This window comes from Bacillus sp. SRL543 (genome assembly GCF_984799205.1).
This window is the reverse complement of record NZ_OZ481794.1, coordinates 3,743,672-3,762,977: the sequence shown is the minus strand read 5'-3', so window position 1 is coordinate 3,762,977 and position 19,306 is coordinate 3,743,672. Positions and strand designations below refer to the sequence as shown.

The window sequence follows — 19,306 nt, the reverse complement described above, 5'->3', positions numbered from 1 at the left end:
TTGGCTAAACGGTTTTTCAAGGAAGGGGAAGACCCATGATTTACTTTGATAATAGTGCAACAACAAAACCATATAAAGAAGTGCTTGATTCATTTAATAAGGTGGCCTCAGATTACTTTGGCAATCCCTCGTCTTTGCACGGGATCGGGGGCATGGCAGAAAAGCTCCTTTCACAGGCCCGGCTGCAGATCGCGCATCTGCTTGGGGCCGATCAGAAAGAAATATTCTTTACTTCCGGCGGAACCGAAGGAAACAACCTGGCTGTAAAAGGGACTGCAATGATGCATAAAGGCAGGGGACGCCATCTTATTACGACTGCTTCTGAGCATTCTTCAGTGGCAGAAGCGTTTGAACAGCTGAAAGAGCTGGGATTCCGTGTTACGTATATACCTGTCGATCAAGACGGAAGAATCAGGCCTGAGGATATAGAGGCTGCCATATGCAGCGATACGATTCTCGTAAGCGTCATCCATGTCAATAATGAGGTCGGCACTATCCAGCCGATTGCTGAAATCGGCAAAATGCTTAAAAAATATTCAAAAGTGCTTTTCCATGTAGATCATGTACAGGGCATTGCGAAGGTTCCGCTCGTTCTTCGTGAGAATGACATAGATCTTTGCACCATTTCTGCCCATAAATTTCATGGCCTCAAGGGTACAGGTGTGCTATATATCAGGGAAGGCATCAAGCTTTCTCCCCTGTTTTCCGGCGGAAGCCAGGAATGGAACCAGCGGAGCGGGACGGAGAATGTGCCTGGAATCGTCAGTATGGCCAAGGCACTGAGAATCAGCCTTGAGAGGTGCAGGACTGGACTGGAGGAGCTTAATCACGTGAAAGCTGTGCTGAGGAAAGGCCTGGAATCCATGGAAGGAATCACCGTCCATACTCCGCTTGAAGGCTCGGCGCCGCATATCCTGAATTTTTCAGCACCTGGCTTAAAGGCAGAAGTATTTGTGCATTCCCTTGAAGAAAAAAATATATATGTCTCAACCACAAGCGCCTGCTCCTCGAAAAAGAAGGCTGTCAGCAGGACGCTGCTGTCGATGGGCATTCCTGAAGAGGCTGCCGCAAGCAGCATCAGGATCAGCCTTTCTTATGATAATACAGCAGAGGAAGCAGAAGCTGTGCTGCAGGCGATAGAAGAAACAGCAAAAAAGCTGAGGAAGGTATTGAAATAGATGAATTATGACCGTATATTAATCCGCTATGGAGAAATTTCAACAAAAGGCAGAAATAGAGGGAAGTTTGTCGAAAAGCTGAAAAGAAGCATTAAAAAAGTGCTGCACAGCTATCCGGCCATCCGGATCGAGGGGCAGAGGGACCGGATGTTCATCCAGCTTAACGGCGAAAATGGGGATGAGATCATCGAGAAGCTGAAAGGGGTCTTCGGCATCCAATCTTTTAGTCCTGCTGTGAAAACTGAAAAAGATATAGAAAAAATCAAGGAAGCTGCCCTCGAACTTTTTAAGCGGGTGTACCAGGATGGAAATACCTTTAAGGTATCGGCGCGGAGAGCGGATAAGAGCTTTCACCTTGATACCGGAGAACTGAACCATGCCCTCGGGTCTCATCTGCTGAGGAATATGGAAGACCTGAAGGTGGATGTGAAGAAGCCTGATATCAATCTCCAGGCTGAAATAAGGCCGGAAGCCGCATATCTGTCATGTGAAAATATCCAGGGGGCCGGAGGGATGCCGGCAGGCTCGAGCGGCAAGGCGATGCTCATGCTTTCAGGAGGGATAGACAGCCCGGTTGCAGGCTATCTATCCATGAAGAGAGGGCTTGCCATAGAGGCAGTCCATTTCTACAGCCCGCCTTTCACCAGCGAGAGATCCAAGCAAAAAGTGGTTGACCTGGCGGAAAAGCTTGCAGGATATTCAGGGCAGATGGTCCTCCATATTGTTCCTTTTACAGAGATCCAGCAGCTCATCCAAAAGCAAGTGCCTGAAAATTATACAATGACGACAACAAGAAGGCTGATGCTGAAAATTACGGATCTGATCCGGGAGAAGCATGAAGGGCTCGCAGTCATCACCGGTGAAAGCCTTGGGCAGGTTGCAAGCCAGACACTTGACAGCATGTACGCCATCAACGAAGTGACAAGCACCCCGGTCCTGCGTCCGCTGATTGCCATGGATAAATCGGATATCATTGAGATTGCTCAAGATATTGATACCCATGACATATCCATCAGGCCTTACGAAGATTGCTGCACCGTATTTGTCCCGGCTTCGCCGAAAACGAAGCCTAAGCTTGAAAAGGCAGCATTTTATGAAAGCTTCGTTGATTTTGACACGCTCATTGAAAAAGCCGTGGACAATCTTGAAACCATCCATATCAAGCCGTATGAAGCCGGTAACGACAGTGAGGACGATCTTTTCTAGGGAGAATGAAAAACCGGACGGAATGTTGAAAACATTACCAATTTAAATTTGTATGAAGCCATGTGATTCTACACATTCTAAACTCACAAGGAGGTGAGATCACATGGCAAGCAGCAACAACTCTAACCAGCTTCTAGTACCTGGCGTACAGCAAGCTCTTGACTCAATGAAATACGAAATCGCTACTGAATTTGGTGTAAACCTTGGCGCAGAAACAACTTCACGTGCTAACGGTTCAGTAGGAGGAGAAATCACTAAGCGTTTAGTTCAAATGGCTGAACAACAGCTTGGAGGTTTCCAACGTTAATTGAAAAATAAATAATATGGCTACAAAGGAGCAGGCTGACCAGCCTGCTCCTTTACTTTTTGTTATACATTTTAAAATTTTTCAAAAATTATGTATACTATAAACATAACGATACAATTTCAGAATAGGAGGACATGTAATATGAAGCGTGAAGATCTGCTGGCGCCGGAAAGATATAATCTGGTCTCTGAAATGGAAAAGTTTGCTGAAGGTCCTGAAAGGTCAGCCCTCCTTTGGGAAAGCGGGGAAGGAGAGAAAAAGGACATTACATATGCCGGGCTCATGTCCAATGCCAATAAAATTGGAAACGTTTTCTCGGAAAACGGCCTGACTCAGGGAGATGTAATCCTGATCATGGTCCCGCGCCTGATAGAGGCTTACCAGACGTACATAGCAGCACTTAAGATGGGGCTGGTTGTCATTCCCTGCTCTGAGATGCTCCGGTCTAAAGATATTCAGTACAGGATCAATCATGGCGATGTGAAAGCCATTGTATGCTTTTCGCCGTTTACAGAGCAGTTTGCAGATGTTTCTGAAGCAGCGAACCTGCCTAAGTTTGTGATAGGAGAGCCTGTGCCAGGCTGGATCCCGCTGGATGAAAAGATGGACGCAGCCTCTGATATCATGGAAACAGCCGGGACTGGCAGAGATGATATGGCTTTCCTGTCCTATACTTCCGGTACAACGGGCAATCCCAAGGGCGTTGTACATACACATGGCTGGGCATATGCACACCTCCGTGCAGCCGGGCCCAACTGGCTTTGCATCAATGAGGGGGATACTGTCTGGGCAACTGCCGGCCCCGGCTGGCAGAAATGGATATGGAGCCCTTTCCTCTCTGTGCTGGGATCAGGGGGAACAGGACTGGTGTATTCAGGTAAATTTGAGCCGAAAAAATATCTTTCACTTCTTCAGGATTACAAAGTCAATGTCCTTTGCTGCACGCCTACAGAGTACAGACTGATGGCTAAGGCCGACAATCTTGCTGAATACAGCCTCCCGGAACTTCATAGTGCAGTTTCAGCCGGGGAGCCGCTTAACCGCGAAGTGATTGACACTTTTAAAAAGCATTTTGATATCGAGGTGCGTGACGGATATGGCCAGACAGAAAATACCCTGCTCGTAGGCATTACCAAGGGCATGGAGCTTAGGCCCGGTTCTATGGGCAAGCCGATCCCGGGCAATACGGTAGAAATCGTCAATGAAGACGGGCAAGCATGTGATCCCGGGGAAGTGGGGGACATCGCCGTTCATATTGAAACTCCCGCATTATTTAAAAATTATTATAAAGATCCCGAACGGACAGCTATGCAATTCCGGGGTGAATATTATGTAACCGGAGACAAAGCGAAGAAAGATGAAGACGGGTACTTCTGGTTCGAAGGCCGTGGAGATGATATTATCATCAGCTCCGGATACACGATCGGGCCGTTTGAGGTGGAGGATGCCCTGGTCAAGCACCCGTACGTCAAGGAATGTGCTGTCGTGGCGAGCCCGGACGAAATCCGCGGTGCAATCGTCAAAGCCTTTATCGTCCTGCAGGATGCTATCCCCGAAGATCAGCCGGAACTTGTCAAAACTTTGCAGGAGCATGTAAAGGAGCTGACAGCACCTTATAAATATCCGCGCAAGATCGAGTTTCTTCCAGAGCTCCCAAAGACTGCCTCAGGCAAGATACGCAGGGTGGAGCTGAGGAAAAAAGAAATGGAGGAGGCTGCCCGAAGCTAAGCTGGTATCCAGCTGGGAGCTCCTCTAAAAAGATTTCCGCTGAGCTTTTTTAAAGCTCAGTTTTTTTGTGTCCCGAAAGAAGATATAATCATAGCAGCAGGCACTGCGGATCTTTAAAGTGCAGAATAGGAAGCAAAGGAGCAAAAAAGAAGATGCGGACACTATGGCATGGAAAACATATATACACTCTTCAGGAAGAAGGGCATAAAGCCGAAGCGGTCATGACGGAAAATGGAAAGATTCTGGCAGTCGGGCCGTTTGAAAAATTGAAAAAAAACTACTCTGTTAAATCTGCTGATATAAGGGATCTTAAGGGAAGCTTGATGCTGCCCGGATTTGTGGACAGCCACATGCACTTGATCGGACATGGGGAAAGGCTGATAAGGCTTGACCTGTCCGGCTGCACCTCAAAGACAGAGGTGCTTGGGGCTGTGAAGGAGTATGCAGGGAAGTTTCCCGAAGGCAGCTGGATCATCGGCGAAGGCTGGAATGAAAATCTATGGGACCTCCCTGACCCCATATTGGCAAGGGAGCTTGATGAAGCGGTCCCTGACCACCCTGTATGCCTGAAGAGGATATGCCGGCACGCAATCGCCGTCAATTCTAAAGCATTGGAAGCAGGCGGAATTACTGCGGATACAATCTGCCCTCCAGGCGGGGTCATTGAAACAGATGAAGCAGGCCTGCCATCAGGACTGCTGAAGGATCAGGCCCAGGAGCTTATTTTTTCTATTCTGCCGGGTGCATCGGGAGAGTATCTTGAAACGGCAATGCGTGCAGCCATCCAGGATGCCTATGCACTGGGCCTGACAGGGGCACATACAGAGGACCTGAATTATTATGGGGGCTTCCAGGGAACTTATGGGACATTCAAGAAGGTCATCGGTGAAGATAAGCTGCCTTTCCGCGCACATTTGCTCGTCCATCATGAGGTTATCCATGAGATGAAGCTTGAGGGCGGGCATTATCTTGGCGGGGATGAGTGGATAGAATTCGGGGCAATGAAGATTTTTTCTGACGGTGCTTTGGGAGGCCGGACAGCTTTGCTGAGCCATCCGTATGCAGATGATCCATCAACCTCAGGGGTGGCCATTTTTACACAGGATCAGCTTGATGGACTCTTGAAAAAGGCCAGGGAACTGGACATGCCTGTTGCTATACATGCCATCGGTGACAAGGCTTTTGAGATGTCGCTGAACAGCATCGAAAGATATCCTCTGAAAGGAAAGGGCAGGGACCGGCTCATCCATGCGCAGATACTGCGGAAAGAACTGATTCCAAGGGCAAAAAAGCTTCCACTCATACTGGATATCCAGCCAAGATTTCTGGCTTCCGACTTTCCGTGGGTCATCAGCAGGATCGGCGAAGAGCATATGGATTATTGCTATGCCTGGAAAACGCTGCTTGATGAGGGCATCCCTTGTGCAGGGGGATCAGATGCGCCAATAGAACAAGCTGATCCTCTCCTCGGCATCCATTCTGCGGTTACAAGGACCAGCAGCGATGATCCCGGGAGGATTGCCTATATAAAAGAGGAAGCATTGTCCATGTATGAAGCTGTTTCTTTATACACAAAAGGGAGCGCCTATGCCGTCTGCCATGAAGATGACAGGGGAATGATCAAGGAAGGATATCTCGCTGACTTCACAATCCTGGATATGAATATATTTGAGGAAGACTCAGAGGCCCTTTTGCGTACCAAAGTCAATGAGACAGTCATAGGCGGAAAAACCGTATATAAGCGCGGGCAGGATTAAATGAGCGAAGGCCTGTTAAAACGAATAGGTTGCCTGTTTTTTTCTTTTGGCTTTATAATTATTCGATACTAGAAAGAATCGAGGCCAAACAATTATGATAGAAAATGAAGTAAAACAAGGGGCTCTGTTCGCTGGGCTGTCTTATTTAATATGGGGCTTACTGCCGGTCTACTGGAAGCTTCTCAATCATGTGAATGCGGATGAAATCCTGGCCAGCCGGGTTTTCTGGTCTTTCATCTTTATGCTGGCCGTACTTGCGCTTACAAGGAAATGGCCGGCCTTTATCCAGACATTAAGAGGGATACAGGACAACAAGAAGCAAATGCTTGCTCTGACAATTGCCTCTCTGCTTATAAGCTGCAACTGGTTCATATACATTTGGGCAGTCAATTCCGGCCAGATGATTGAAGCGAGCCTTGGATACTATATCAATCCGCTGGTCAGTGTCCTTCTGGGAATAGTCGTTCTGAAAGAAAAGCCTTCCTCTGCGCAGGCAGTTTCTTTCCTGCTGGCTGCGGCGGGTGTGCTTATCATGACCTTCTCTTATGGGAGATTTCCATGGATTGCGGTTACGCTTGCTTTATCGTTTGGCCTTTACGGCCTGGCCAAAAAACTGATCAAGGTGGAATCTGCCATAGGACTGACGCTCGAAACCATGGTTGTCATGCCTTTGGCACTTGGGTATCTGATCTATCTATTTGCAGATGGGACGCAGTCATTCCTGGCCATTTCAGCAGGGACGGATCTCTTGCTGATCGGTGCAGGGGCGGCCACTGCCATCCCGCTTCTGTATTTTGCCAAAGGGGCACAGAAAATCCCGCTCTCCATGCTCGGTTTTCTGCAGTATATCGCCCCGACATTGACACTGCTGCTCGGCATTTTTGTATATGATGAGCAATTTACAGGGACTCACCTGATTGGGTTCGTGTTCATTTGGCTTGCTTTGACAGTCTACTCGCTGTCCAAGACTAAGTTATTTGCCAATATGAAATGGAAACATGGGAAAGGGCTGGGGATGTAAAAAGGAAGAGGCAACGGCCTCTTCCTTTTTTAATTGTTACAGAAAACTTCTCTTAACTTTTTCCCAGAAGGAGTTGTCTTTAAGTTTGACGGTTTTAATTTCTTTTCCGCTCAGTCTTGCTTCAATTTTTTCGACATGCTGGATGCTTAGTGCTTCGTTGTCCATTCCCATTGTCGGGTGGTCATTGCCATCCTGGATGACTCTAAGGGTCAGGCTGCGGCCGCTGCTAAGGATGAATGAAGAGCCCAGTGTCCTGTAGCGGTTATTGTTCAGGGATGCCAGTTCGCTGACCTGGAGGCAAGGGAGCATAGGGTCGACGATGGCGCCGTTCACCGATTTATTATAGGCGGTGCTGCCTGTCGGGGTCGCAACGATCATTCCGTCGCCCCTGAAGGTTTCGAAATGGAGATTATCAATAAATACATCCATTACAAATGTTTTGATGATTGCGGAACGGATACTGAATTCATTCAGGCAATAAAAGGAGGATTCATCATCCACCTTTATCTCCATGGTCGGATATCTTCTGACTTCTATCTGCTCGTTAGCCATTGCTTCTATCATTTTGGATGTGTCATCAAGATGGAAATCGCAGTACATGCTTAATGAGCCGGTTGTAGAGATGCCCGCGTACAGGCAGTCTTCGCGGAAACCGGTCTTGCGGACACCCTGAAGAAAGGTCCCGTCACCGCCAATGCTTACAATGATATTAGCTTGTTTAAAGTCATTGACTATAGTAAAGCCGTATTTTTCGGCAAGCTCATAAAGATGGCCTGCTTTTTCCATCATTTCTGAATCTTTCTTATGGTGAAAATATAAGTTTCGGCGCGTCACTTTCATTCCTCCCATTTAAAATGATAATATTTGCGTATGATTGGTATTTTGCGGCAATAACGTTTATTGTCATCAGTGTACATGTTTTTGAAACATTTTAAAAGTTATTGCGTATTAACACTTGGAAAAGGAAAAAAGGAGGAGAAGATATGAATGGAAAGAGATGGGCGGCTCTCGGAATAGCTGGCGCACTGCTGTTTTTCTCCATTATTACCAGTGTGCTGTCGACTTTCGCATTCAGAAATGCCGAAAGCACCTTTGCGGATTTATTTTCGGCAGATGAAGAATTTGCCGAAGAAATCATTGAACCGGGCAGCAGCACAAAGAAGATTGCTGTCCTGAATGTAGATGGGGCGATCCAGGATGCCGGAGATGCCAGCTCCCTGTTTGCCAGCCCGGGCTATAACCACAAATCTTTCATGAAGAAGCTGGATCATGTTAAAGAGGATGATGGCGTGAAAGCAGTCATTCTCCGTGTGAATTCCCCGGGGGGCGGGGTAGTGGAAAGCTCGGAGATCCATGATAAGATCGTGGAAATCCAGAAGGAAGCGAAAAAGCCTGTGTACATATCAATGGGATCCATGGCTGCTTCCGGCGGCTATTATATTTCTGCGCCTGCAGAAAAAATCTTTGCCAGCCCTGAAACGCTCACAGGCTCCCTCGGTGTCATCATGCAGGGGTACAATTATGCAGGACTCGCCGAAAAATATGGCGTGGAATTTGTGACGATCAAGAGCGGGCCTTATAAGGACATCATGAGTCCTACAAGGGATATGACAGAAGAAGAGAGGGAAATCCTCCAGTCTATGATTGACAATTCTTATGAAGGTTTTGTCAAAGTCATTTCAGAAGGAAGAGGAATCCCGGCAGACCAGGTCAGGAAAATTGCCGACGGACGGATTTATGACGGACGCCAGGCGAAAGAGCTGAACCTGATTGATGGCTTCGGCTTCTTTGACGACGTTGTCAAAGAACTGGAGAAAGACCATAAGCTTAAGGGTGCACAGGTAGTCAGCTATTCGGAAAATATGGCCATCGGCTCCCTGTTCGGCATGGGTGCGCGGAAAGTGATGGGCGATGATATCGAAATGGCCGGCATGATGAAGCTTTTGTCACAGCCGAATGCCCCGCGCCTGATGTATATGTACTCAGAATGAGGAGGAATGGCAAATGACCACATTAGACAGCAATTTGGAAAAAGATTTGCCAGCTGACAATCATTCACCTTCCAGCCCGCCTTATGAAGATCATTTGGCAGCACCCCGCTTTGCCGGTTTCTGGATGAGGTTCTGGGCCTATCTGGCCGATCTCATTGTCATTGGAAGCATCAGCCGCATCATCGTGTACCCGATTTTTCGGGCGGCGGGTCTTTCCTTTGCTGATTCCGGGATTTTCACCCCGGCGAATATTGCCGCCGCCGTGATTTTCTACACCTATTTTGTCCTGATGACAAAGTATTTCCGGCAGACCCTCGGGAAAATGATTTTTGGACTTAAGGTAGTCAGCCTTAAAGATGAAGAAATGTCCTGGAGCACTATATTGTTTAGGGAGTGGATCGGGCGCTTCATTTCCGCCACTATTTATATTGGCTACATCATTGTCGCTTTTCTGCCGAAAAAACAGGGGCTTCATGACCTGTTTGCAGATACAAGCGTGATTCATGAAAGAAAATAAAGAATTATTGAAGGAATTGCCTGCCGGCCTGCTGCCGGCAGGTTTATTTTTTTTCCCAAAAGGAAAGCCTAGATTTAGCGTCTGGATATCTTTAGCAGGATTATAATGCGAAAAAATACACCAGCCCGTTAATAGGGGGTGATCGGATGTGGTGGCTGATCCTGGGGGCAGCAGCGGCAGTCATTCTGCTTTTGCTCATTATTCTTCTTTTTTCAAAGCTTAATGTTTTCTTTAATTTCTATCATGGCCAGGACAATGACCATGTATCAATAAAGTTCAGGGCGTGGTTCGGCCTTATCCGCTATAACATACAGGTTCCGCTCATAAAAATTGATGATGATTCCCCTTCCCTGGTAGTTGAAGAGAAAGTAGAAGCAGGCCCGAAGGAGAAGAAGAAGCAGGAAGACCGGAAAAAATTCACTCCTAAAGATTTCCTTGACAGCCTCAAGGATGCTGAAGAGCTGATACGCCATGTATTTGGACTTCATACTATCATCAGGAGGTTCCTGAAGAAGGTGGCAGTCAGGGATATAGAGTGGCATACATTGGCGGGAATCGGGGATGCAGCGCATACCGCTGTCCTGGCGGGGGCGATCTGGTCTGTAAAAGGAGGGCTGATCGGCATCTTCAGCCATTATATGAGGATGAAGGACATGCCCATTGTGTCGGTGACCCCTCATTTCCAGGCAGCTGTTTCCCAAACCCGTTTTTCATGTATGTTTCAATTCCGCATCGGGCAAGCTATGTTGGCAGGAATTAAACTGATCAAATATTGGAAAGGCGGGATGCCGGACTTTAGGACAAAGCCGTTATCCGTGCTTTCTGATAATAAAACAAAATCTGTTTAAATGAGGAGGAAGTTTATTATGTCTGATCATCCGATACAAGGTTTGATGACGACCGCAATGGAAAATCTGAAAGAAATGATTGATGTGAATACAATCATCGGGGACCCGGTTGAAACTCCTGATGGAAGTGTAATCCTTACCGTTTCAAAGGTCGGATTCGGCTTTGCAGCAGGCGGCAGTGAGTTTATCCTTGAAGGATCAGGCCGCGATGGAGAAGGCAAACCGAAGCATCCGTTTGGCGGAGGAAGCGGCGGCGGGGTTTCCATTACGCCGATTGCTTTTTTAATCGTAGGTTCCCAAGGAGTTAAAATGGTCCATCTGGACGAGAGCACACATCTATATGAAAAAATCCTTGATTTGGCCCCTCAGGCTGTTGATAAAATTCAGCAGATGATGTCAAAGAATAACGGATCAGGTAACAGCGGCCAGGATGGAAAGAGCGAAGGTCAAAGCAGCCAGAACCGCTCAAACGAATACAATGGACCAAAGCATGACCTGGACTTCTAAAATGGATGCTTGAAAAGGCTGGCCTTCTTCCCCGGAGACAGCCTTTTCTATTGCCTTTTTCATTGCAAAAAGATTTTCCAGGAAGTATGATTGCACTGTACATATATGAAAAAATAAGGAGGAAGAAACCAATGGCATCAATTACTTTTAAAGGAAACCCGGTTACTTTGCTGGGGAATGAAGTGAAAGCAGGAGACCAGGCTCCGGAATTTAAAGTGCTTGCCAATGACTTATCTGAGGTGACGCTTGCGGATTCCAAGGGCCAGGTAAGACTGATCAGTGTTGTTCCCTCTATTGACACAGGCGTTTGCGACGCCCAGACACGCAGATTTAATGAAGAAGCCTCAAAACTGGATAATGCAAAAGTCCTGACAGTGAGCGTTGACCTTCCTTTCGCACAAAAGCGCTGGTGCGCGGCCGCCGGCATTGAAAACGTGCAGACGGTTTCCGACCACCGCGATCTTTCTTTCGGAGAAGCATATGGAGTTGCAATCAAGGAGCTTCGCCTTCTTGCACGTGCAGTGTTTGTTGTTGATTCCAATGACAAAGTGGTATATGCCCAATATGTGAGCGAAGCAACTGACCATCCTGACTACGAAGCCGCAGTGGAAGCTGCAAGGCAGGCTGAATAATCTTTGAAGAACCCCGGGCAATCGGGGTTTTTGTATGCCTTTAAGCATGCAGCGGCTGTATTCCCGGTTCCCCTGAATACAGGCGGCGGGCTTGTGATCCTGCCGGAACCCCGTTACAATAAGACAATAATATTTTTAGCAGGAGGAATGAATCAGTGAGTATCACTCCGGTAGAAGAACTGTTCTCAGTCTTTAATGAAACAGCTATGATACTGCAGGAAGAACTGCAATGTACATATTTAGAGGCGCTAGCAGAAACAGGCGATAATATTTTTCAAGAGTCCATTCTCCAGGACGGACTCAGTGAGCTAAACGTAAAAAGGCTGAAAAAAAGCTATGAGTCGCTGAATTTTGAGCTTTATACAAGCGAGAATATCAGAAAGTCATTTCAGCTGGCAATTTTAAAGGGCATGAAGGAAAATGTACAGCCAAACCATCAGATGACACCGGATGCTGTCGGAATGCTGACGGGTTATCTGGTGAATAAATTTATCGGGGCGAAATCTTTCCGCCTTCTGGATCCGGCGGTCGGGACAGGCAATCTCCTCACCACTGTCATCAATCAGCAGGAAGGAAAGAGCATTGAAGCAGCCGGGGCCGATGTGGACGACCTTCTTATCAAGCTTGCCTACATCAATGCCAATCTCCAGAAGCATCCCATTCAATTCTATAACCAGGACAGCCTTGAGCCGATGTTCATTGAAAGCGTGGATGCAATCATCAGCGACCTGCCGGTTGGGTATTATCCCAATGATATAAGGGCGCAGGACTATGAATTGAAGGCAGATGAGGGCCACTCTTATGCCCATCATCTTTTCCTGGAACAGAGCATGCGCCATGTGAAGGAAGGCGGCTATCTATTCCTGATTGTGCCTAATGGCCTGTTTGAAAGCGAACAGGCGGACAAACTGAAGGAATATATCAGCAAGACAAGCATCATCCAGGGGCTGCTCCAGCTGCCGGAAACACTGTTTAAAAATAAAAAGGCGGCAAAAAGCGTCTTTATCCTTCAGAAAAAAGGCGAAGGGGTCACAGCCCCGAAGCAAGCCCTGCTTGTGAACATGCCGAGCCTGTCAAAAACTAAACAGGTCGAGAGGATCCTTAAGCAGGTGGACGCCTGGTTCAGGGAGAACAAGATATAGCAGTCAAAAGCATGATCATGGATCATGCTTTTTCATTTTGCAAGAGAAAAAGAACAATGGACAATGGGGAGCCCTGCCCCGATGCCCGGCTGCCCGAAGTCTTCAGGCAGCAGGAGGCGGGTCATGCTGATGCTGCCGCAGGCAGTGGCTTTAGTCCGGTCTAAAATGAGCGCTCTTTTCCTGAAGTTCTGTTTTAGCAGAAGAGCCGCAGGGGTAATGGAAAATCAGAAGTTTAAATAACCGAAATATCGGAATACATTTAATTTTTACTGTAAACGATACCAATTTTCATTGTTCCTTGAAATCATGCAGGTACAGTGATTAAATGGGGAATTGAGAGATAAAATGATGCCAGTTGCACACAATAAATGTGTACCACATCAGGCATTAGACAAGCATCGGTGTTATATAAAGGCTGGCTCCCTGAGGGAAAAGAGATACGTATTTCCCCCTGGTCCTCCATTGCACTGGTTAAACATAAACATACAGGACGTATGCGAGTCCGCATTTAAAAGGAGCGACATAACGTGGCGAAAATTATTGCAATTAATGCTGGAAGTTCTTCTTTGAAATTTCAATTATTTGAGATGCCAAGTGAAGATGTAATCACAAAAGGGCTAATTGAAAGAATCGGTCTCAACGATGCGGTTTTCAGTATTTCTGTTAACGGCGAGAAGCAGACGGAAGTAACGGAAATCCCTGACCATGATGTAGCAGTCAAGCTTCTGCTCAATAAGTTGACTGATCTAAAGATCATTGAATCCCTCGATGAAATCGAAGGGATTGGCCACCGTGTTGTCCACGGAGGGGAAGAGTTTGCTGATTCGGCGGTTATCACGGAAGATGTGCTGAGTAAAATCGATGCACTTTCCGAGCTGGCTCCTCTTCACAACCCTGCAAATATTACAGGGATCAAGGCATTCCAGCAGGTGCTGCCAAATGTGCCGGCAGTAGCTGTTTTTGATACTGCATTCCATCAGACCATGCCGGAAAGCTCATTCCTGTACAGCCTTCCTTATGAGTATTATGAGAAGTTCGGCATCCGTAAATACGGCTTCCACGGAACTTCCCATAAATATGTGTCAGAGCGTGCAGCAGAGCTGCTGGGACGTCCGCTTGAGCAGCTTCGCCTGCTTTCCTGCCACCTTGGGAACGGCGCAAGCATCGCGGCCATCGAAGGCGGAAAATCAATTGATACTTCCATGGGCTTTACACCGCTTGCCGGTGTGACAATGGGAACCCGTTCAGGGAATATTGACCCTGCGTTGATCCCATTCATCATGGAGAAAACAGGAAAATCAGCTGATGAAGTACTTAATGTACTGAATAAAGAGAGCGGAATGCTTGGCGTTTCCGGCTTCTCAAGCGACCTTCGCGACATCGAGGTACAGGCGTCTGAAGGAAACGAAAGAGCAGAACTTGCTCTTGAAGTGTTTGCAAACCGGATCCACAAATATATCGGTTCTTATGCTTCACGCATGTACGGTGTGGATGCCATCATCTTTACAGCCGGCATTGGCGAAAATAGCGCCGAAATCCGTGAACGTGTCCTGCAGGGGCTGGAATTCATGGGCGTATATTGGGACCCTGCATTGAACAAGGTCCGCGGCGAGGAAACGTTTGTCAACTATCCTCACTCACCGGTTAAGGTCATCATCATCCCGACAAATGAAGAAGTTATGATTGCCAGGGATGTTGTCAGGCTTGCGAAATAAGATTTGATTATGAAAGGACAAAGGAGCCAAGGCTTTTTTGTCCTTTTGTTTTTCCGCCTTCTCCTTTCAATGAAACAGGAATTGCCCCAATCTATATGCTATACTGTACAAAAATACATAACTGGCAAGGAGGATGAAGATATGGCTTTAAACGGACGGGAAGAACAGGCTTTGTCTGAGATCGCACAATGGGAAAATAAATTGGCACAATACGAATCCAATGATTTGGAGCTGGCTTATGACAAATACTTAGAAAAAGCATTCCTGCTGCTTCCTGAGAAAACACAGCAGCAATTTTTTGCTTCCCTGGATAACTGGCTTTTCCATCTCCATGCCTTGATCCAAAGCTCCCAGCTCCAGCTGGATGCGAAAGAGCGGATCCTTTCTGCAGGCCGCATCTTTGATGCCGGCATTGAAACAGTGGAAGATCTGTCTTCATTGGATATTAATCAGCTGCAATACATAGCCAATCAGCAGATTGCCCGCCACCGCCTTTACTCATTTGCACAGGGAGGAGCTTCAGGGACCGGCGGTGTGCTGCTGCTTGGATCCGATCTTCCTGCCATGGCAGTCATCAATTTCCGGGCTGTCCAGCTCATTGCGATGACATATGGCATTGAAGTGAACACGCCTTATGAGATGATGGCCTCTTTAAAGGTGTTTTGCGCATCGATCATGCCGCCTAGGCTTCAGGGACAGGCCTGGGAACAGCTTCTGGCTGAACTGGAGAATGCGGAAGATGCTTATTTCTATGAGGGGCAGGAAGAGCTGACGGACATCGCATGGATGGGGCAGCCGATCAAACAGCTGTTCAAAGGCCTTGCCATAGCAGCTTTCAAAAAGAAATCCATACAGGGCATCCCGCTTGTCAGCATGGCCATAGGGGCAGGGGCCAATTATCAGTTTACGAGGAAGGTCACGGATTTTGCCCATAAATATTATCAATACCGGTACCTGCTGAAGAAACAGGGTGACGTGCGATGAGCATCGAAGACCATAAAAGAGAAGCGCCGAAAACAGTCAGATGCAAAATCATCACGATCAGTGATACAAGGGGCCCGGAAACTGATAAAAGCGGCAGGCTGATGAAGGAGCTCCTTGAAGCAGAAGGCCATGTGGTATCTTCCTATCAAATTGTTGCTGATGAAAAAGAAAAGATCAGCGAGGCGGTCCTTGAAGGATGTTCAGATCCGGAGATCGATGCAGTTCTTACCAATGGCGGGACGGGCATCGCTTTAAGGGATGTAACCATAGAAACGGTGAGTGCTTTGTACCAAAAAGAGATCACCGGCTTCGGCGAATTATTCCGTATGCTCAGCTACCAGGAAGACATCGGTTCGGCGGCAATCCTTTCACGTGCTTCTGCGGGCATCATTGAAAACACAGCGGTCTTTTCTACGCCGGGATCATCTGGGGCAGTGAGGCTCGCCATGAATAAATTGATCATCCCCGAGCTGGGGCATGTTGTAAGAGAAGTAAAGAAGGATCTTGCTTGAACTCCCCTACTTTACACTTAGCAGGAAGTGGGGGTCTTCTCGCCAAAAATGATAAAAAGGGCGGGGCGCTATTATAGCACCCCGCCTTTTTGCTTGTCTTCTATACTGCACAGGAGTGTTCCAGTCAGCGATGAAGCTTGCCCCCGATTTCCTGATTGGCCCTGTACCACAGCCAAAGATCGTTGATGATGGAAGCAAGCTCCGCGATCTCACTGTTCAGTCTGCATGAAAGCTCGAAGTTTTCTTCATCCGCAAGCCGGTCCTGCCTGCGGTTTATCTGGCACTCAAGCTCCGATATCCTGTCCGGGATCCCCCCGCGGATTTTCTCCCATGTATACAGGATTAGCTGGCGCTCTTCCTGCGGGTACTCTTCCCACTTGCCATCCAGTACAGGAACCGCTATCCCCAGGCGTCCATCCAAAACAAAAACATCCTCCATCTCATCCGTCCCCCAAAAATAGGCTTCTTTTATTGTACATGGTGACAGGCACCTATACCAGTCGGCCGACTGGTATAGGTGCCTGTCACCATAAATTTTTATACATTTTAACGAATAACTATTGAATTAATTCTGGAATATTGTTAGAGTAGTAACTAGTAAAATGTATAAAAACATAATTTAAATGAATATTTATTCGTTCATCTATAGAGGAGGATATTTTCATGTCAAATCAAAAAGTTGTTTTAGCATACTCGGGCGGACTGGATACTTCTGTGGCAATCAAATGGCTTGGCGATCAAGGTTACTCGGTGGTTGCGTGCTGCCTTGACGTGGGGGAAGGCAAAGATCTGAAGTTCATCCAGGAAAAAGCGCTGAAGGTGGGAGCAGTCCAGTCATATGTGCTGGATGTGAAGGAAGAGTTTGCGAATGAATATGCATTGGCAGCTCTGCAGGCGCATGCTCTTTATGAAGGCAAATACCCGCTTGTGTCAGCCCTTTCCAGGCCGCTTATTGCTAAAAAGCTTGTTGAAGTGGCTGAAAAGGAAGGCGCCGCTGCAGTTGCACATGGCTGTACAGGAAAAGGAAATGACCAGGTGAGATTCGAGGTATCGATCCAGGCGCTTAATCCAGACCTCAAGGTGCTCGCCCCTGTAAGGGAATGGAAATGGTCAAGAGAAGAAGAAATCCAATATGCAAAAGATAATAATATCCCGATCCCGATCAATCTGGATTCTCCGTTCTCCATAGACCAAAACCTCTGGGGCCGCAGCAATGAGTGCGGGATTCTGGAAGATCCGTGGGCTGCTCCGCCTGAAGAGGCCTACGATCTGACAACCAGCCTTGAGTATACGCCTGACACACCTGATATCGTGGAAATTGAATTCAGCAAAGGGGTTCCGGTAAGCCTGAACGGCAAAGCTTATCCGTTATCCGAATTGATCCTGGAGCTCAATCTGATGGCAGGCAAGCATGGAGTAGGGCGCATCGACCATGTCGAGAACAGACTTGTCGGCATCAAGTCAAGGGAAGTGTATGAATGTCCCGGGGCCATGACGCTGATCAAAGCGCATAAAGAACTTGAAGACCTGACACTTGTGAAAGAGCTTGCTCATTTCAAGCCTGTCATCGAGAAGAAACTGACTGAGCTGATCTATGAAGGGCTTTGGTTCTCGCCATTGAAAAAGGCTTTAACGGCTTTCCTTGAGGAAACGCAGAAGCATGTGACTGGAACTGTAAGGGTGAAATTGTTCAAGGGGCACAGCATTGTCGAAGGCAGAAAATCTCCTTATTCCCTTTATGATGAAAAATTGGCCACTTATACATCTGAAGATGAATTCGACCATAATGCCGCGGTTGGCTTCATCCAGCTATGGGGCCTGCCGACCAAGGTTCAAAGCATTGTACAAAATAAGAAGGTGACAGTGTGAAGAAGCTTTGGGGAGGAAGATTTACTAAATCGGCAGAAGAATGGGTGGATGAGTTTGGCGCCTCCATCTCTTTTGACCAGGAGCTTACAGAGGAAGATATAGAGGGAAGCCTGGCGCATGTGGAAATGCTGTCCCGCTGCGGCATCATTGAAAAAGAGGAAGCAGCTCAGATCCAGAAGGGACTCAAGCTGTTAAAGGAAAAGTCCCAGGAGGAAGGGCTTCCTTTCTCCGTAAAGCTGGAGGATATCCATCTGAATCTGGAAAGCCTGCTTACAGATGAGATCGGGCCTGTCGGCGGCAAGCTTCATACAGGCAGAAGCAGGAATGACCAGGTAGCAACAGATATGCACTTATATTTAAAAAAGCAGGCAGTGCTTACGATTGAGCTGATTGAAGAGCTCCAGGCAGCCCTGCTGTCCCAGGCAGGTGAGAATGTGGAAACCCTCATGCCAGGATATACGCATCTCCAGAGGGCGCAGCCTATCTCGTTTGCCCATCATCTCATGGCTTATTTCTGGATGCTGGAAAGAGATAAGGAGAGATACAGGGAGAACCTGAAAAGAATCAATGTTTCTCCTCTTGGTGCAGGAGCACTTGCCGGTACAACCTTCCCGATCGACCGCGGGCTGACAGCCAGTCTGCTCGGGTTTGATGACATCTATGAAAACAGCATGGATGCTGTGAGCGACAGGGACTTTATCCTTGAATTCCTTTCAGCAAGCAGCATCCTGATGATGCATCTGTCCCGATTCAGCGAGGAAATCATCCTCTGGTCGAGCCAGGAATTCCGGTTCATCGAGCTCGATGACAGCTTTGCGACAGGCAGCAGCATTATGCCGCAAAAGAAAAACCCGGATATGGCAGAGCTGATCCGCGGAAAAACCGGCCGTGTCTATGGCAATCTTGTCGGACTTCTTACTGTGCTGAAGGGGCTGCCTCTCGCTTATAACAAAGATATGCAGGAAGATAAAGAGGGGATGTTTGACACGGTCAAAACGGTTGTCGGCTCGCTTAAGATCTTTTCAGGTATGGTCGCGTCCATGAAGGTTAACAGTGAAGTAATGGAAAGCGCCACGAAAAAAGACTTTTCCAATGCAACAGAACTCGCAGATTATCTTTCCGGCAAAGGCATGCCATTCCGGGAAGCACATGAAATTGTCGGCAAGCTTGTTCTTGATTGTGTGAACAGAGGCTGCTTTCTTGCCGATCTGCCGATGGATTTGTATAAAGAGGCAAGCGCTCTTTTTGAGGAGGATATTTATGAGGTCCTTGACCCCCGGGCTGCTGTAGCGAGAAGGAACAGCCAGGGCGGCACAGGATTTGCCCAAATTAAAATGGCGCTGGAAAAAGCAAAAGGGCGCCTGAAGGACAAAGCTTATTCATAAAAATAAA

At 47.5% G+C, this 19,306-nt stretch carries 20 protein-coding genes; 18 read left to right on the top strand and 2 right to left on the bottom strand.

Annotation, left to right across the window (positions count from 1 at the left end; genetic code table 11):
- Positions 1–35 precede the first annotated feature (35 nt).
- From AC4E8B_RS19210 to rarD, 6 genes are all read left to right on the top strand, one after another.
- Positions 36–1,178, top strand: a complete 1,143-nt coding sequence (locus AC4E8B_RS19210; protein WP_490214936.1) for a cysteine desulfurase family protein — start codon at positions 36–38, stop codon at positions 1,176–1,178.
- The gene (gene thiI / locus AC4E8B_RS19205) at positions 1,179–2,384 is read left to right on the top strand and encodes a tRNA uracil 4-sulfurtransferase ThiI (RefSeq protein ID WP_490214934.1); all 1,206 of its coding nucleotides are present in this window, start codon (positions 1,179–1,181) and stop codon (positions 2,382–2,384) included. It abuts the gene before it with no gap.
- 103 nt (positions 2,385–2,487) lie between these two features.
- On the top strand, positions 2,488–2,691 hold the full coding sequence (locus AC4E8B_RS19200; RefSeq protein ID WP_009795341.1) for an alpha/beta-type small acid-soluble spore protein: 204 nt from the start codon (positions 2,488–2,490) through the stop codon (positions 2,689–2,691).
- 141 nt (positions 2,692–2,832) lie between these two features.
- A complete protein-coding gene (gene mbcS / locus AC4E8B_RS19195) occupies positions 2,833–4,419 on the top strand; it encodes an acyl-CoA synthetase MbcS (protein ID WP_490214933.1) in 1,587 nt (528 codons plus the stop codon).
- Between the two features lie 152 nt (positions 4,420–4,571).
- Positions 4,572–6,176 (top strand): amidohydrolase, encoded by a 1,605-nt coding sequence (locus AC4E8B_RS19190; protein ID WP_490214931.1) that lies wholly within the window; start codon positions 4,572–4,574, stop codon positions 6,174–6,176.
- A gap of 94 nt (positions 6,177–6,270) precedes the next feature.
- On the top strand, positions 6,271–7,197 hold the full coding sequence (gene rarD, locus AC4E8B_RS19185) for an EamA family transporter RarD (RefSeq protein WP_490214930.1): 927 nt from the start codon (positions 6,271–6,273) through the stop codon (positions 7,195–7,197).
- A 36-nt stretch (positions 7,198–7,233) separates the two neighbouring features.
- Here the strand turns inward: rarD and AC4E8B_RS19180 are convergent, their stop codons facing one another.
- On the bottom strand, positions 7,234–8,037 hold the full coding sequence (locus AC4E8B_RS19180; RefSeq protein WP_490214929.1) for an NAD kinase: 804 nt from the start codon (positions 8,035–8,037) through the stop codon (positions 7,234–7,236).
- Between the two features lie 143 nt (positions 8,038–8,180).
- Here AC4E8B_RS19180 and sppA point away from each other — a divergent pair, with 143 nt between their 5' ends.
- From sppA to AC4E8B_RS19130, 10 genes are all read left to right on the top strand, one after another.
- Entirely contained in the window at positions 8,181–9,188 is a 1,008-nt protein-coding gene (gene sppA / locus AC4E8B_RS19175; protein ID WP_490214928.1) for a signal peptide peptidase SppA, read from the top strand.
- Between the two features lie 13 nt (positions 9,189–9,201).
- The gene (locus AC4E8B_RS19170; protein ID WP_490214927.1) at positions 9,202–9,705 is read left to right on the top strand and encodes an RDD family protein; all 504 of its coding nucleotides are present in this window, start codon (positions 9,202–9,204) and stop codon (positions 9,703–9,705) included.
- Between the two features lie 146 nt (positions 9,706–9,851).
- Entirely contained in the window at positions 9,852–10,553 is a 702-nt protein-coding gene (locus tag AC4E8B_RS19165) for a DUF2953 domain-containing protein (RefSeq protein ID WP_490214925.1), read from the top strand.
- 18 nt (positions 10,554–10,571) lie between these two features.
- Entirely contained in the window at positions 10,572–11,060 is a 489-nt protein-coding gene (gene ytfJ, locus AC4E8B_RS19160) for a GerW family sporulation protein (RefSeq protein WP_490214924.1), read from the top strand.
- Positions 11,061–11,191: 131 nt separating this feature from the next.
- Positions 11,192–11,692 (top strand): thiol peroxidase, encoded by a 501-nt coding sequence (gene tpx, locus AC4E8B_RS19155; protein ID WP_490214923.1) that lies wholly within the window; start codon positions 11,192–11,194, stop codon positions 11,690–11,692.
- A gap of 155 nt (positions 11,693–11,847) precedes the next feature.
- Positions 11,848–12,834 (top strand): class I SAM-dependent methyltransferase, encoded by a 987-nt coding sequence (locus AC4E8B_RS19150; RefSeq protein WP_490214922.1) that lies wholly within the window; start codon positions 11,848–11,850, stop codon positions 12,832–12,834.
- A 24-nt stretch (positions 12,835–12,858) separates the two neighbouring features.
- Entirely contained in the window at positions 12,859–13,074 is a 216-nt protein-coding gene (locus tag AC4E8B_RS19145) for a hypothetical protein (protein ID WP_490214921.1), read from the top strand.
- Positions 13,075–13,361: 287 nt separating this feature from the next.
- On the top strand, positions 13,362–14,549 hold the full coding sequence (locus tag AC4E8B_RS19140) for an acetate kinase (RefSeq protein ID WP_490214919.1): 1,188 nt from the start codon (positions 13,362–13,364) through the stop codon (positions 14,547–14,549).
- 141 nt (positions 14,550–14,690) lie between these two features.
- Positions 14,691–15,533 (top strand): EcsC family protein, encoded by an 843-nt coding sequence (locus tag AC4E8B_RS19135; RefSeq protein WP_490214917.1) that lies wholly within the window; start codon positions 14,691–14,693, stop codon positions 15,531–15,533.
- Entirely contained in the window at positions 15,530–16,045 is a 516-nt protein-coding gene (locus tag AC4E8B_RS19130; RefSeq protein WP_490214916.1) for a MogA/MoaB family molybdenum cofactor biosynthesis protein, read from the top strand. Before AC4E8B_RS19135 ends, AC4E8B_RS19130 begins: the two co-directional genes overlap by 4 nt.
- Positions 16,046–16,169: 124 nt before the next feature.
- On the opposite strand, the gene AC4E8B_RS19125 is transcribed toward AC4E8B_RS19130, so the two are convergent.
- The gene (locus AC4E8B_RS19125) at positions 16,170–16,484 is read right to left on the bottom strand and encodes a hypothetical protein (RefSeq protein ID WP_490214914.1); all 315 of its coding nucleotides are present in this window, start codon (positions 16,482–16,484) and stop codon (positions 16,170–16,172) included.
- Positions 16,485–16,708: 224 nt separating this feature from the next.
- Between AC4E8B_RS19125 and AC4E8B_RS19120 the strand changes: the two genes are divergently transcribed.
- Together AC4E8B_RS19120 and argH are read left to right on the top strand one after the other, a co-directional pair.
- A complete protein-coding gene (locus tag AC4E8B_RS19120; protein ID WP_101550515.1) occupies positions 16,709–17,914 on the top strand; it encodes an argininosuccinate synthase in 1,206 nt (401 codons plus the stop codon).
- Positions 17,911–19,299 (top strand): argininosuccinate lyase, encoded by a 1,389-nt coding sequence (gene argH, locus AC4E8B_RS19115; protein ID WP_490214913.1) that lies wholly within the window; start codon positions 17,911–17,913, stop codon positions 19,297–19,299. The genes AC4E8B_RS19120 and argH overlap by 4 nt, the downstream gene beginning before the upstream one ends.
- Positions 19,300–19,306 lie beyond the last annotated feature (7 nt).

Excerpts from the sequence above, each read along its gene's own strand:
- AC4E8B_RS19145 (WP_490214921.1), top strand. The coding sequence starts at position 12,859 with ATGCTTTTTCATTTTGCAAGAGAAAAAGAACAATGGACAATGGGGAGC.
- sppA (WP_490214928.1), top strand. The coding sequence starts at position 8,181 with ATGAATGGAAAGAGATGGGCGGCTCTCGGAATAGCTGGCGCACTGCTG.
- AC4E8B_RS19180 (WP_490214929.1), bottom strand. The coding sequence starts at position 8,037 with ATGAAAGTGACGCGCCGAAACTTATATTTTCACCATAAGAAAGATTCA.
- mbcS (WP_490214933.1), top strand. The coding sequence starts at position 2,833 with ATGAAGCGTGAAGATCTGCTGGCGCCGGAAAGATATAATCTGGTCTCT.
- AC4E8B_RS19120 (WP_101550515.1), top strand. The coding sequence starts at position 16,709 with ATGTCAAATCAAAAAGTTGTTTTAGCATACTCGGGCGGACTGGATACT.
- AC4E8B_RS19125 (WP_490214914.1), bottom strand. The coding sequence starts at position 16,484 with ATGGAGGATGTTTTTGTTTTGGATGGACGCCTGGGGATAGCGGTTCCT.
- AC4E8B_RS19135 (WP_490214917.1), top strand. The coding sequence starts at position 14,691 with ATGGCTTTAAACGGACGGGAAGAACAGGCTTTGTCTGAGATCGCACAA.
- AC4E8B_RS19165 (WP_490214925.1), top strand. The coding sequence starts at position 9,852 with ATGTGGTGGCTGATCCTGGGGGCAGCAGCGGCAGTCATTCTGCTTTTG.
- thiI (WP_490214934.1), top strand. The coding sequence starts at position 1,179 with ATGAATTATGACCGTATATTAATCCGCTATGGAGAAATTTCAACAAAA.
- AC4E8B_RS19210 (WP_490214936.1), top strand. The coding sequence starts at position 36 with ATGATTTACTTTGATAATAGTGCAACAACAAAACCATATAAAGAAGTG.
- AC4E8B_RS19190 (WP_490214931.1), top strand. The coding sequence starts at position 4,572 with ATGCGGACACTATGGCATGGAAAACATATATACACTCTTCAGGAAGAA.
- tpx (WP_490214923.1), top strand. The coding sequence starts at position 11,192 with ATGGCATCAATTACTTTTAAAGGAAACCCGGTTACTTTGCTGGGGAAT.
- ytfJ (WP_490214924.1), top strand. The coding sequence starts at position 10,572 with ATGTCTGATCATCCGATACAAGGTTTGATGACGACCGCAATGGAAAAT.
- AC4E8B_RS19170 (WP_490214927.1), top strand. The coding sequence starts at position 9,202 with ATGACCACATTAGACAGCAATTTGGAAAAAGATTTGCCAGCTGACAAT.
- rarD (WP_490214930.1), top strand. The coding sequence starts at position 6,271 with ATGATAGAAAATGAAGTAAAACAAGGGGCTCTGTTCGCTGGGCTGTCT.
- AC4E8B_RS19130 (WP_490214916.1), top strand. The coding sequence starts at position 15,530 with ATGAGCATCGAAGACCATAAAAGAGAAGCGCCGAAAACAGTCAGATGC.
- AC4E8B_RS19200 (WP_009795341.1), top strand. The coding sequence starts at position 2,488 with ATGGCAAGCAGCAACAACTCTAACCAGCTTCTAGTACCTGGCGTACAG.